Origin of the sequence: Streptomyces sp. NPDC002602, assembly GCF_042889445.1 — a bacterium.
Classification (GTDB): Bacteria; Actinomycetota; Actinomycetes; order Streptomycetales; family Streptomycetaceae; genus Streptomyces.
The window spans coordinates 149,210-162,818 of record NZ_JBIAQX010000012.1; the positions used below are offsets into that span (position 1 = coordinate 149,210).

7 protein-coding genes are annotated in these 13,609 nt (G+C 71.7%); 4 read left to right on the top strand and 3 right to left on the bottom strand.

Annotation, left to right across the window (positions count from 1 at the left end; genetic code table 11):
• Positions 1-142 precede the first annotated feature (142 nt).
• The gene (locus ACFYW3_RS27420) at positions 143-1,231 is read right to left on the bottom strand and encodes a hypothetical protein (protein ID WP_351752767.1); all 1,089 of its coding nucleotides are present in this window, start codon (positions 1,229-1,231) and stop codon (positions 143-145) included.
• A 133-nt stretch (positions 1,232-1,364) separates the two neighbouring features.
• On the opposite strand from ACFYW3_RS27420, the gene ACFYW3_RS27425 reads away from it, so the two are divergent.
• Positions 1,365-2,456 (top strand): methyltransferase, encoded by a 1,092-nt coding sequence (locus ACFYW3_RS27425; protein WP_389387676.1) that lies wholly within the window; start codon positions 1,365-1,367, stop codon positions 2,454-2,456.
• A 376-nt stretch (positions 2,457-2,832) separates the two neighbouring features.
• Entirely contained in the window at positions 2,833-4,818 is a 1,986-nt protein-coding gene (locus ACFYW3_RS27430; RefSeq protein WP_389387636.1) for a bifunctional metallophosphatase/5'-nucleotidase, read from the top strand.
• Between the two features lie 217 nt (positions 4,819-5,035).
• On the opposite strand, the gene ACFYW3_RS27435 is transcribed toward ACFYW3_RS27430, so the two are convergent.
• Positions 5,036-6,052: a helix-turn-helix transcriptional regulator gene (locus ACFYW3_RS27435; RefSeq protein WP_351752762.1), complete on the bottom strand. Its 1,017-nt coding sequence runs from the start codon at positions 6,050-6,052 to the stop codon at positions 5,036-5,038.
• 370 nt (positions 6,053-6,422) lie between these two features.
• Between ACFYW3_RS27435 and ACFYW3_RS27440 the strand changes: the two genes are divergently transcribed.
• Entirely contained in the window at positions 6,423-9,056 is a 2,634-nt protein-coding gene (locus ACFYW3_RS27440; protein ID WP_351752759.1) for a M4 family metallopeptidase, read from the top strand.
• A 200-nt stretch (positions 9,057-9,256) separates the two neighbouring features.
• Here the strand turns inward: ACFYW3_RS27440 and ACFYW3_RS27445 are convergent, their stop codons facing one another.
• Entirely contained in the window at positions 9,257-9,904 is a 648-nt protein-coding gene (locus ACFYW3_RS27445; protein ID WP_389387637.1) for a hypothetical protein, read from the bottom strand.
• 174 nt (positions 9,905-10,078) lie between these two features.
• Between ACFYW3_RS27445 and ACFYW3_RS27450 the strand changes: the two genes are divergently transcribed.
• Positions 10,079-13,570, top strand: coding sequence for a BTAD domain-containing putative transcriptional regulator (locus ACFYW3_RS27450; RefSeq protein WP_389387638.1), 3,492 nt, complete (start codon positions 10,079-10,081; stop codon positions 13,568-13,570).
• Positions 13,571-13,609 lie beyond the last annotated feature (39 nt).

Here is a 13,609-nt window from a genome sequence, read left to right on the forward strand (position 1 = left end):
AATGCGTTACGGAGGACGTCCGCCGCTCCCGGGGCTGCGGGAACGGGGGTGGAAGCACCGGTGCGAGGACGGCATCGTGCCCCCGCGCACCCGCCCGGGTGCCGCGCCGGCGACAACCGGTATGCGGGCGGGCGGAAACCTTTCACTTCCTGGACGCGTCCGCCCGGGGCGTGAGCTGCCGCAGCCTCTGATCGGCGAGCTTGCGGGCCGCTGTGACACCACTCTCCGCGGCCCCGCCCGCCATCGACGCCTCGGCCGCCCGTGCCCTGGGGCGGGCAGTTTCGCCGTCCTGACCGGAGGCCGGCCGGTCGGCTCCCTGACGGGTCTGAGCCATCAGGAGACTGGGCTCGGTGGCGCCGCCGAACCGGTCGCACACCCACACGTGCGCGTCGTAGAGCCGGCTGACGCCCGCGTGCACGGCGCGCGCCGATTGCGGAGCCATCCGCTCCAGCCCACCGCCACGCTTCAACGCGCGCATGACGGCGACGAGTTGTTGGTGGTCACGGGTCTGCAGGCCGCTGAACCCCGCGTTCACGGCGGGCGGCACCATGGTCTCCCGCACGCCGGCGTACCCGTCCGGGGGAAAGTCGGCGGCGTACCTCATCGAAGCCGTGGCGCTGCCGCACAGCCAAGTGAACTCGCGCACCGCCGCTTCCTCCCGCGCGGTCCCGGCCTCCTGATCCACCCCGGACAGGGCAGAGGCGAGCAACTGGAGCATGACGAAGAATCGTTGGTGTCCGATCAGCCAGCGCTGGTGGGCTGCCGCCGACGGATCGGCCGGGGCCCACTCCCGATGCTTGACGGGTACCGACAGTCCCCCGGTGAGAAACGCGGTGACGCCGAGCAGCGCTCCGCCCGGGTCTTCGTCGAGCGTGGTCCCGTTCTCCGCCAGGTCCTGACGTACGAGCAAGTCGCTGACGAGGACGGCTTCGGCAAGAAGGGCGGCGCTGTCGCCCCGTACCCGCTCCACCACGAAGTGCCGGTCGTGGATACGGCTGCCGGCCGGCGGCTCGAAGAGGGCTTCGGCCCCGGCGTCGGGTGCCGGAGTCGCCCAGGCCAGCAGCATCCGCCGGGCCGGCACGTCGTCGGCCATCGCCACCCCGTACGCCACGGGCGTCCGCTCCAGCACGGCGCCCAGGGCCCGCCCGACGGCTCCCGTGCCGACGGGCAGTTCATCGGGGAGCGGCAGCCGGAGCGTGGTCGACGCACCGACGTTCGAACCATGAGTCACAGCAGTCTCCCAAACCTCAGGTTATTACTATCCGAGTCCATTCGACTACTCTAAGTGGCCCAGTGTGGTGCTTCGGCCCACCTCTGCTCCCACCGGGCCCACCCAGGCCAGATCGGATGCCAAGTTGTCGACCGTGCCCCGCGTCCACCCCGTGCCGGAAGCCTCGCCGAAGGCCACCGCCCTCCCCCCGGCCGTTTCCGCCCCCACACCGGTTCCGCTGATGGAACTCACCACCGGCTTCTGGCGATTCAAGGCATTGGCCGCCGCTGTCGACCTCAACCTGTTCACCACTTTGTCCGGACTCGGCGAGGCGTCCGCCGCCGAACTGGCGATCGCGCTCGACCTCGACCCCCGACCGACCCGGATGCTCCTGGCCAGTTGCACCTCGCTCGGTCTCCTGGTGCGTGAGAACCACCAGTACCGCAACAGCGAGACCGCCGAGCACTTCCTCGTCGAAGGACGACCGCACTGGTTCGGCGGCTTCGTCCGCTACTCCGACCGGCACGCCTACCCCGCCTGGCACCGCCTTCAAGAGGCCCTGCGCACCAACCGTCCCACCACCTGGGACCCCGACACCCAGCAGTCCGCCTTCGTCACCGCCGACGCCACGATCCTCGAGGACTTCTGGGGGGCGATGTTCACACTCTCCTCCTTCACCGCGAACGCCCTCGCGACCGCCCACGACTTCACCGCCCACCGCAGACTCCTCGACGTGGGCGGCGGCACCGGAGCGTTCCCCACCGGCCTCTGCCGCCACTACCCCCACCTCAGGGCAACCGTCCTGGACCTGCCGCGCGTCACCGCCATGGCCCGCGAGAAGATCGCCGCCTTGGGCCTCGACCACGCCATCTCCACTCACGACGGAGACTTCCTCGCCGACCCGGCACTGCCCGAGGGCCATGACGTGGTCCTGCTGAGCATGATCCTCCACGACTGGGACGAGGCCACCAACCGCGCCCTGCTCGCCAAATGCCACGCGGCCCTGCCTGCGGGCGGCACGGTCATCATCTGCGAACTCGTCCTCGACAACGACGAGAGCGGACCCGCACCGGCCGCCCTCATGGGCCTGAACATGCTGATCGAGACACGCGCCGGCCACAACTACACCCACGCCGAGTACACCGGCTGGCTCACCGAAGCCGGATTCACCGGCATCACCACCATCCCGCTCGAGGCGGCCGGGGCGAACGCGGCCATCGTGGCGCACAAGCGTCCAACGCGTTGAAGTCACCCGAATGAGCGGGGTCTCAGGCTGCCTCTCTCCACAGTGAAGGGACGGAAGAGGTGGGCCGGCACTCGACGCGCCCCGCGACGGGGCAGGGCCCTTACGTCGGTGTGGGGCCACCGCAGGGACTCGCGCTCCTCGATGGTGACCGTGGCCGGGGCGGCCGGCCCCTCCGGGGCGGCGAGGTCTCCCACCGCGTGTTCGAGCCTGGGCAGGAATCCTGGATGCGCTCTCTCGGCAGCCGGACCGGTCGTGGCGTGAGGTGAACGACCCCCAGGGGCACCGGAAGTTGCAGCCGGGCGCCCTGCGGATGAAGACCTGAGGGGAACGGGCGAACAGCCTCGTTCGCGAGGAATCGTCGCGCGATAGTCAGAGCATGACCCTGCCGAAGACAATCAAGTCGTGGAACGACGTCAGAGCCGGCCGGCGTTCCTTCCTCACCGCCGCGGGCGCCGTCGGTGCCACCGTCGCGACCGGCGTTCCCGCATACGCGTCGGACCACGCCCGGGACGTCCGCGACGCCGACGGCCACGTGGACGTCCAGTTGGTGAACATCAGCGACCTGCACGGGTATCTGGCCGCGGCACCGGGCGGCGACGCCACCATCCACGGCAACGGCGGCCGGACCTACACGGTCGGCGGCGTCGCCTACATGGCCGCCCACCTGAAGCGGATCAGGGACGGCAAGGCCAACTCCCTCTTCTTCAGTCCCGGCGACAACTTCTCCGGGTGGGAGTTCGATGCGGCCGTCTTCGCGGACGAGCCCACGATCGAGGCCTTCAACCTCATGAAGCTCGACTTCTCCACCGCCGGCAATCACGAGTTCGACAAGTCGCCGGCCATGATCACCCGGCACATGGAGGAGGGCGTCCCCTTCCCGGTGGTGGGTCAGGACACGTCGTTCATCGACTCCACGGGTCGGCGGTTCCGCGGCGCGGACTTCCTGTTCTTCACCGGCAACGTGCAATGGCGGGAAGACGGGGCCGATGTCCTCCCCGCGTACAACATCAGGTACGTCGACGGTCCCAGGGGGGAGAGGATCCCGGTCGGTTTCATCCACCTGACAGCCATCGGCACGGAGTCCTCCACCACGGCTTACCTGCCCGCCGTGAAGACACTCGACGAGATCCAGACCGTCAATCGGCTGGCCGCTCTCCTCAAGAAGCGCGGTGTCAACGCCATCGTGCTCAGCATGCACGACGGCGCGGTCGCGGGCGGCGACTTCAACGACGGAGACGACCCCTCGGGCCCGGCCTACGAGCTCGCCCTCCAGGCCTCGCCCGACATCGACGCCATCGTCACCGGCCATTGGCACACCCGCTTCAACATGATGCTGCCCGACCCGAACGGCGTGCCCCGGCCCTTCGTGGAGGCCGGCTGTCACGGCCAGCTCATCAACGAGATCAACCTGAAGCTGGATCCACGTACCGGCAAGGTGGTCCGAGAGCTGACCGTGTCGACCAACCACCCCAACACGCGGACCGACATCGCCCCGGACCCCGAGATGCAGCGGGTCGTCTCGTACTGGAACGGACAAGCGACCACCCGGGCCAACTCGACGATCGGCCGGCAGCGCGGCTCATTCCTGCGGGCGCGCAACGCCGCAGGGGAGAGCACCATGGGCGACCTGGTCGCCGACTGGGCGCTGTGGGCCGGCAGCCGGCCCACGAACAAGAACTTCAACGGCAACCGCCACCCGAACGTCCCGGCGCAGTTGGCTCTGGTGGCGATCGCTCCCCGGGTCGGGCAGACGGTGATCGCCGGGGACCTGGTCCATGACCCGGCCACGAACGGGGCGATCCCGTTCGTGCGCGCCTGGCGCGGCGTGGGCTACGGCGACCCGATCGTCAGCGTCTGGGTCACCGGCCAACAGATCCACGACGCCTTGGAACAACAGTGGACGACGAAGGAGGGCGGGGGAACGCAGTACGCGCCGTTCGCCGTGTCGAAGAACGTGCGCTACACCTTCGACTCCGGCGCCGCCGTGGGCCACCGCGTCGATCCCCTCGACATCCACATCGATGGCAAGCGCCTTGAGCTCAAGAAGCGCTATCGGCTGGCCACCCTGGCCTACACCCTCGTCGGAGCGGACGGATACCCGGCGCTGACGGACTTCGAAGAGCCGTTCACCCACCAGCGCGACTTCGAGAGCTTCGTGGCGTTCGTGAGGCAGGCGGGCACCCTCACTCCCGCGCCGACCAACCGTGTGTCCGTGGTGTCGTACGGCGCGCTGCGATCAGAACTCGGGGAGATCGTGGACCCGGTGGAACCACTGCTCTCCGACGGCACGCCGATGTCCCGGCCCCAGGCGGCGATCGTGACCGCGGCCAGGTCGCACGACGTCCCGTACCCGCCCTGCTGATGGGCAGCACGGACACGTACGCGCGAGACGCCGGCTGATGCGCCGGATGACGGAACCGCCCCGCCCCTCGGCCCCCGACACCGGCGCTCCACGACCCGACGGGAAATCTTCCCGGCCGCGTTCGTGGTCATGGGTGACGCGAAGATCCCCCACCCCGCCGCCGACCATGTGACCGGGCTCGACGGGCGAGGCGGCCCGGGCAGTCGTCGGCCGAGGGTCAGGCCTCCGCGGCCCGGTCGAGCCAGCCGCGGATGACGGCCTGGGCGCCCGCCTGGAAGCGGGTGCCCGCGTCGAGGTCGTCGAGCATGCCGCTGATGCGGCGGCGCGCGGTGTGCACGTGAACGCCCAACCGGCGGGCTATGGCTTCGTCCTTCAGGCCCGAGGCGAGCAGACTCAGCAGTTCCCGCTGGGGCGCGGTCAGATGTCTGTCGGGGTTGCCGACCGGTGTGGCACGGTCCCACAGGGTTTCGAAGAGCGGCAGGACGGCTCTGCGCAGCAGGGCTCCACCCGGTACGAGTGCCGGTTCCGCGCCGTCGCCGGCAGCGGACGGCGGCAGGAGGCAACTGTGGCGGTCGACGACGATCAGCCTCGTGGGGAGGCTGGCGCCCACCCTGGCCTGAAGGCCGCGTTCGGTCAGTGCGCCCAGGGTCTGTGGCCGGCCCGGATGCTTCATCCACTCGCGGTCCAAGACGGTCCGTACGATCACACCCCGGTCGAGCAGGTCCCCGATGGCGGGCCCGAGCGCCTCGCCGTCCGGCACCGGATCGGGTAATCCTCTGGTGCCCGGGGGTCTGTCGAGGATCAGCACCTCGCTCTGGGCGGCGGCGAGCATGTGCCGCACGCGCGTCGTGATGTCCTCGGCGCCCGACAGGATCTCGGGCGCGCCCGAGCGTCCCGCCCCGAGGACGGCGTGCGGCCGCTCGGCCAGTCCGTCGGCGTAGGTGCACAGGCGCTCCAGTTCCGCGGACTCCTGGCGAAGCAGTGCCTGGCGGCGTCGGACCAGCAGCCGAAGGGTGGTGGCCGGTGAGGTGGCGGGCCCCGGGGATTCGTCCGGCAGCGGCGTGGTGACGCCCCGTCCGGCCGGACGGGCCGGCGTCCTGTCAGGTCCCGGATCGCCGACGCCGGTCAGGGTGTCGAGATGAGCGGCATCGCCGGCACCGGCCACGAGGAGCGCCTTGTGGGCGTCCTCCTCTGGCCATCCGAGGCCCGGGTTGTACGGGTCGGTATCGATCATGTCGGGGATTCTGGCGTCTTCACAGAGTGCCCACAAGTGTGCGTGGCCACTTCTGAGGGGCTTCGGAGTCTGTGCAAAGGCTGTGGAGCGGGCTTGCATGACCGTGACGTAAAGCATCGATCCAAGCACCCACCGTTGAGGAGACGTCTTGCGCAAGCCCGGCACACGTTCATCGGCACCGGCCGCAGTCGCGAACAGAGGATGGCGCGTATCCCTCCGTTCGGGCACCGGAATCGCGGCTCTGCTGGCCGCCGCGTTGACACTGACGGTGTCACCCGCGCAGGCCACAGACCCCACTGACGGAGGGTCAGGCACTCTCTCGGGACGGGACACCGCCACCCCCGTCCTGGTCGAGGGCATACGTGAACCCGTGGACGCCAAGGCGGCTCCCGCCGACGCGGCGCGTCAGCACCTCGCCTCGAAGAAGAGCCGCTACAAGATCCCGCAGGCGGTCAGTGACCTGGCTCCCGTCTCGACGGTGAACAGCGGCGCGGACGAGACGGTCCGCCTTCAGCAGAAGCACCACGGCGTGCAGGTCCTCGGCGGCCAGTACGTGGTGCGGATGCAGAAGCAGGACGGCAAGCGGGTGGTCACCGGCACGTCCGGGCACTACTTCACCGGCCTCACCGCCGACGTCACCCCGCAGGTCGGCCAAGAGCTCGCCGTCCAGCGCGCGGTGACCGCCACCATCCACCAGTTGGGCGGGGCCGTGCTCGGCAAGAGCCAGGCACCGAAGGGCGCCGGCCACGACGCCGCCCAGGCTCCGCTGACCGGTGAGGCCAAGGGGCTCGTCATCCTCCCCAAGGGAGACGGTGTCCTCGCCTACCGCGTCACCGTGCGGGGCAGCGCGCCCGGCACCGGGGAGCCGGTGGTCCGCGAGGTGTACGTCGACGCCAAGTCGGGTTACCCGGCACTCCAGTACAGCGCCCTGAAGACGATGACGGCGCCGGACGCGGTGAGTGGCAAGGACACGAAGGACGCCCCGGCCGCGGACGGCCCGGCGGGTGACGCGTCCGGTCTGTTCCCCGAGGCGGGATCGGGTACCCGGCTGAACGGCGCCAAGGTCCCGCTGTCCATCGCCTACGACCAGCCCGCGGGAACCTTCGTGATGGCCGATGCCGTCCGCATGCGGGGCACGTCCAAGAACCTGCTGGCGACCTGGGACGCCCGCGGCCGGTCGGTCTCGGAAGCCTCCGGCAAGTGGCCCAGCAACCTCAAGATGTTCTCCTCGCCCACCGCCGAGTTCAACGCCGCGGCCACGGACTCCGGGGCCGTCGACGCCCACTGGAACGCCGGACAGGTCTACGACTACTACAAGAACGCCCACGGGCGCGACGGCCTCGACGGCAGCGGCATGACCGTCAACTCGCTGGTCGGTGTGACGTATTACGGCCTGCCGTACGTCAACGCCTTCTGGGACGGCGCCAAGATGGTGTACGGAAACGGCGACAAGGAGTACAAGCCGCTCTCCGCCGACACCGACGTGGTGGGCCACGAGATGACCCACGGCGTCATCGAGCACACGGCGAACCTCGTCTACGCCGGTCAGTCCGGTGCCCTCAACGAGGCCCTCGCGGACTACTTCGGCAACGCGATCGACGTCACCGCCAACGGGACCCCGATGACCGACCCCACCGCGGGCCTGATCGGGGAGAACCTGTGCCGCACGAAGTCGGCCGCCGACTGCGCGCTGCGTGACCTCAACGACGGCGCCACCACGTCGAAGAGCTTCCTGGGTGTTTCCTTCGCCACCGACAACGGAGGCGTGCACCTGAACTCGACGATCTTCTCCGGTGCGCTGTGGGACATGCGCGAGGACCTCGGCGGCACCCTCGCCGACAAGATCGTCTACAAGGCCCTCACCGAGTACATGACTCCGGTCGACGGATTCACCGAGGCCCGCAACGCGGTACTCGCCGCGGCGAAGTCGATGGGTGTCACCGCCGGCCAACAGAACACGGTCAAGCGCGCCTTCAACGCCCACGGCATCGTTCCCGGCTGGGAGCAGGCCCTGGGCGTGGACAGCGACTCCCTGTTCGGCAAGCTCAACACCACCGACAGCGGTCTGGGCGCCGGTGGCGGGTGGTGGACGGTCTCCAAGTCCAACGACGACGGCTCCGAGCCCTACTCCGTCTACGCCGGCCGGATGGACGGCAAGGGCGCCGCGAAGGTGATCAGCCCCAACGACGGGCGCTTCCACACGGCGCCCGCGACCGACGGCAAGACGGCCGTCTGGACGGCCTACGGCACCACTTCCGTCGACATCCTCTCCCGTCCGATCGCGGGCGGCCCGGTCAAGAAGCTCTACAGCTCGACCACGGGCGTCTCGGGCCTGCGCATCGACAAGGGCGTGGTCGTCTTCGAGGAGTACGACATCTTCGGCGGCCGGCACGTCGGCTACCAGCGCCCCGCCGACAAGGCGCCCGTCTTCGTCGACGGCCAGGACTGGGACATCATCACCGCCCTGCCGTCCGTCAAGGGTGACAAGCTCGCCTACGCCAAGCTCTACCCGCAGGACGGCACCTACCGCCTCGGGGTGGAGATCCTGGACCTGGCCTCGGGCAAGACCACACTGGCCGAGCAGCTCGACGAGGCCGTGAGCCTGGGCCAGACGGGGGTCAACGGGAACAACGTGTTCTGGCTGAGTGACACCAACGAGGGCGATGACGGGCAGATGACGATCCTGCGCTCGGCGCTGGACGGCACCGGGACCGTCATGGTCAGCAGCGAGCACAAGCCCGGCGCGCTGATCGCCTCCGACCTCACCGTCTCCGAGGAGGCGCTGACGGTCGTCGCCCAGACGCCCGACACCCGCTACCGCAACGAATCGCTGCCCAAGCTGTGGCAGTTCACGACCGACGGGTCCCGTCTGGACCGGGTCTCGTGCAACCGCGGTGAACAGAGCTACCCGGCGGCGGGCACCGGCCGCCAGGTCGCCTGGATCGACGCGACCACCGGCTCCACGGACCTCGTCGTCCGTGACCGGCCGGCCGGTCGCTGCTGACCCGCCCCACTCCCAGGAGGCCGGGGGCCCATGGCACACACCATGGGCCCCCGGCCCTGTATTGACCCGCGTCGTCCGGCGCCGCACCTCGCCGCGTTGTCGAGGCACCCGAGGACGTCCGGTACTCGGGAGCCTCTCCGCCGTGCGATGCACGGCACCGGACGACGCGGGCTCGACCCGCAAGATCCGAAAGAGACGGCCTAGAAGGGGAGTCCGACCAGGCCCCATCCCCGGGCGCCGGCCTCCGTGGCCACGTCGCCCCATTCGCGCAACAGCGCGGCGGCGGCGTCGAAGCCGGCGGGCCGGCCCGCCCAGCCGGCGGCCTCGGCTTCGAAGGGCCCGCGCAGTTCCTCCAGCCGGGGCGCGGCCACCTGCCAGGAGCGGACCAGCTCCGACACCTCGTCGGGGGCGCTGAGCAGGAGCACCGGGGGGCGCCACGGAGCGGGGTCGTCGGGGAAGCCGCGCGCGGCGGGCCGTTCCTCCTCCGCGGCGGCCGTGGGGTCCATCCACGTGAGGTCGGCCGGGTCGTCCCAGAACAGGCCGCGCAGGAAGTGGTCCAGGGCGTCCCGCAGTTCGGGCGCCACCGAGGTCCGGACGTCATTCCAGGCATTGCCCAATCGGGCGTGCCAGCCGTAGGAGCCGGTGGTTCCGTGGAACCGGTACTCGGCGCACCAGGACACCTGCCGCCGCCACACCCAGCCGCCCGTCACGGCGAGGTCGGCGTCCTCGCACGCCCGGCAGCAGAAGTCGGGGCACGCGGCATCACCCAGCACGTCCGCCCTGTCGTCCGCCGGTATCCGCGCCAAGTGCTGCCAGTCGACCATGAGCACGGTGATGTCGAGTCCCATCGGGACAGGCTAGTCGGCGGTCCCGGAGGTCCGGCGGACGGGGAGGCCCCCGCCTCGCACTCGGACTCTGCCTCGGTTGTGCGCGAGGCCGAGAGGCCGCGGGCCCGGCGACCCGCCGCGGGCGCCGGCTGGATGAAGCGTACCTGTCACGGAGTCGCTGTACATTGGCACCTCATGCTCTGTGTTCAGGTCCTGGGGCCGCTCGGTGCTGCCGTCGACGGCACACCGGTCCACCTGGGAAGCCCCCGGCAACGCGCGGTCCTCGCCCTCCTGATGGTCCACCGCGGCACCGTCGTACCCGTGGACACGCTCATCGACCGACTGTGGTGCGGGCGGCCCCCGCAGAAGGCGGCCGCGTCCCTGCACGCCTACGTGTCGAACCTGCGCCGGGTGCTCGAACCCGGGCGGGCGCCCCGCACTCCGTCCGGCGTCCTGGTCAGCGCCCCGCCCGGATACGCGCTGCGGCTGCCGCAGGAAGCGGTCGACGCGTGGCGTTTCGAAGCGGCGGTGCGGCGGGCGCGTACGGCATCACCGGCGCAGGCCCGGCGGTTGCTCGACGAGGCCCTCGGCTGGTGGCACGGGGCGGCGTACGGGGAGTGGGCCGACGAGGAGTGGGCCCACGCAGAGGCGTCCCGGCTGGGCGAACTGCGCGTCGTCGCAAGGGAACTCGCGGTCGAGGCGGCCCTCGGGGCCGGGGCGGCGGCCGAGGTGGTGCCCTCGGCCGAGGCACTCGTACGGGAGCACCCGCTCCGGGAGGAGGGTTGGCGGTTGCTCGCCCTCGGGCTGTGGGCGAGCGGCCGGCGGGCCGACGCGCTGGCCGAACTGCGCCGGGCCGCCCGGATCACGGCCGACGAGCTCGGTCTGGGCCCCGGCGACGCACTGGTCGACCTGGAGCGGGCGATGCTGACGGACCGGACCGAGGTGTTGCGCGCGGCGGTGCCCGCGACCGGCAGGCCCGCACCGGTGGTGGTCTCCACCGCTGCCCCGCACGAGCTGTTCGTGGGACGGGACGGTGAGCTGGCGGCGCTGTACGAGTCCGCCCGTCGCGCCCGGCACGCGGGCGGCGTCGTGCTGCTGACCGGAGAGGCCGGGGCCGGCAAGTCCGCGCTGCTCGGCCGGTTCCGGCGGCAGTTGCGGGCCGAGGGCTGGACGGTCGTGGTCGGGCGCTGCCCCGAGTTCGACGGCGCCCCGCCCGCATGGGCGTGGGCGGAGGCACTCGGCGCGCTCGCGCGGCAGGTGCCTCCCCCGGACCAGGACGCGGTCGCCCCGCTGCTCCAGGAGGACGGGTACGGAACGCACGTCCCGCTCGACGAACTCGGCGGGCACAGCGGGGCGGGTGTACGGACCCGGCACGGCGAGGGCGACGGGCGCGACGAACGCCCCGGGCCCGTGGATCGCGGGCATCGCGAGAGCGGGGGCGGCGAGAGCGGGGGCGGCGAGGGCCTGTCCGAGGGGGTTCCGGCGTGGGGCGACGGGAGGGGCGCCGGGCGATTCCGGTTGCACCGGGCGTTCAGCGCCTGGCTTCGGACGGCCGCCGGGAGCGGACCGCTGGCGGTGGCCATCGAGGACCTGCACCGGGCGGACGGCGAGACCCTGGCCCTGCTGGAACGGACCGCCGAGCTCACCGGCGCCCCTGTGCTGGTGATCGCGACGTACCGTCCGGCCGATGCGGGAGACCGACTGACCGGGACCCTCGCCGAACTGGCACACCGCTCCCCGCACCGACTGGCCGTCGGCGGGCTGCCGCCGAACGATGTGGACACCCTGGTCAGAGCCGTGTGCGGTACGTCGGTCGACGCGGCCACCGTGACCGCGCTCGCCGAACGGACCGGCGGGAACCCCTTCTACGTGCGCGAGAGCGCCCGGCTGCTCGCCGGCGAGGGCGCGCTGGTGGCCGTCTCCGACGTGCCGCAGGGCGTACGCGACGTACTGCGCCGGCGGCTGCGGCAGCTGCGCCCCGTGGCCCTCGCCGTCCTGCGGCTCGCCTCCGTGTGCGGCTGCGAGTCCGAGGTGGGCGTCCTCATCGAGGCCGTCGATCCCGCCCAGTACGACGAGCACCAGGTCTTCGACGGCTTGGAGGAGTGCGTCATGGCGGGGCTGCTGACCGAACCGGCGCCCGGACTGGTCCGGTTCGCGCACGCACTGGTCCGCGACACCGTCTACACCGACCTGGTCGGGGTGCGCCGCGCACGCCTGCACGCGCGGCTGGCGGAGGTGCTGCGGCGTCGCAGACCCGACGACCTGGCGGCCCTGGCCCACCACTTCGCGCGGTCGGCGACGGCGCGGACCGCTTCGCTCGCCGTCGAGTACTCCCTCGCCGCGGCGGACCTGGCGGAGCGCCGTTACGCCCACGACACGGCGGTGGAGCTGCTGGGGCAGGCGATCGAGTCGTTCGCCCTGATACCGGCCGGCGAGGGCGGCGCGGCGGACGCACGCGGCGCCCGGCTGGTGGCCCTGCTCGGACGGTTGTTGCGGGCCGAGATACGGGCCGGGGCGGTGGTGTCCGCGCGGTACACCCGCCAGCGCGCCATCGAGGCGGCATCGGACGTGGGCCACGACGCGCTCGTGGCGGTGGCTCTCGGCGCGTCGATCAGCCCGGGGCTCGCGCTGAGCGGGCCGCAGGGACTCGTCGCCCCGGCCGCGCTCGACGCGTTCGTCGACGGGCTGATCGCCCGCGCCGCGGTGGACCCGATGATCCTCGGACTCCCGGTACGGACCCCACCGGACGGGGAGACCGGCGGGCGGGAGGGCGCCCGGCAACTGGCGGTCGCCCGCGCGGTCGGTGACCCGCTGCTGATCTCCTGCGCCCTGACGGCCGCGTCCGGCGCCGTGCCGCAGGGCTTCACCGACCACCGCGAGATCCTGGCGACGGAACTGCGGGTGCTCGGCTACGCGCACGACCTCCCCGCCAACAGTTGGGTGCGGGAGCACATCAGCGGCATGGCCGCGGGTGCCCGCAACGACGTGGCCGGGGTCCGCCGCCACGCGCTGAAGGGACGGGCGATCGCCGCACGGCACCGACTGGTCGAGGCGGAAGCGATCAACCTGTCGACCCTGGCCATGCTGGCCCATGTCGAGGGCCGGTTCGCCGACGCCGAGGCCGGCTACGCCGAGGTGCGGGACCGGCTGCGGGCCAACAGGTCCTCGCACGGCGACTTCGTCCACGTACTGGGGCTGACGACCGTTCGGCTCAGCCAGGGGCGCCCCTCGGACGCCGAGCCGCTGCTGCGGGCCGTCGACGACGGGACCGCTCCCCTGGCCCGGCTCGCCCTCGCCGTCGTCCTCGCCCGGCAGGGCAGGACCGATCAGGTTCACGCGCTGGGCCCCCTCTCCACCGGTGTGGCCGACCACCTCCACAGCATCGCCCTGACGCTCCGGGCCGAACTGGCGTGCCTGCTGCGGGACCGGTCCGCGGCCCGCGAGCTGCTCCCGCTGCTGCTGCCGGCCGGCGACCAGCTCGCGGGAGCCGCCGGCATCTCCTTCGTCACCCGCCCGCTCGCCCATGCGCTCGGCGAGATCCACCGGCTCCTGGGAGACGAGCCCGCGGCGCTACGGCAGTTCGCCCGGGCGGAGGAAGTCGCCAAGCGGTGGAGATCGCCCCACCTGGCGGAAGCGGCCCGTGCGGCCCTCGCGGCGGGGACGACGGGCGTGCGGGCGGCGGTTTGAGGTTGGGCCGTCTCTTTCGGATCTTGCCTGACCCGCGCC

What these genes read in the sequence shown, in the direction of transcription:
- ACFYW3_RS27430 (WP_389387636.1), top strand. Translation starts at nt 2,833, where the DNA reads ATGACCCTGCCGAAGACAATCAAGTCGTGGAACGACGTCAGAGCCGGC.
- ACFYW3_RS27435 (WP_351752762.1), bottom strand. Translation starts at nt 6,052, where the DNA reads ATGATCGATACCGACCCGTACAACCCGGGCCTCGGATGGCCAGAGGAG.
- ACFYW3_RS27445 (WP_389387637.1), bottom strand. Translation starts at nt 9,904, where the DNA reads ATGGGACTCGACATCACCGTGCTCATGGTCGACTGGCAGCACTTGGCG.
- ACFYW3_RS27450 (WP_389387638.1), top strand. Translation starts at nt 10,079, where the DNA reads ATGCTCTGTGTTCAGGTCCTGGGGCCGCTCGGTGCTGCCGTCGACGGC.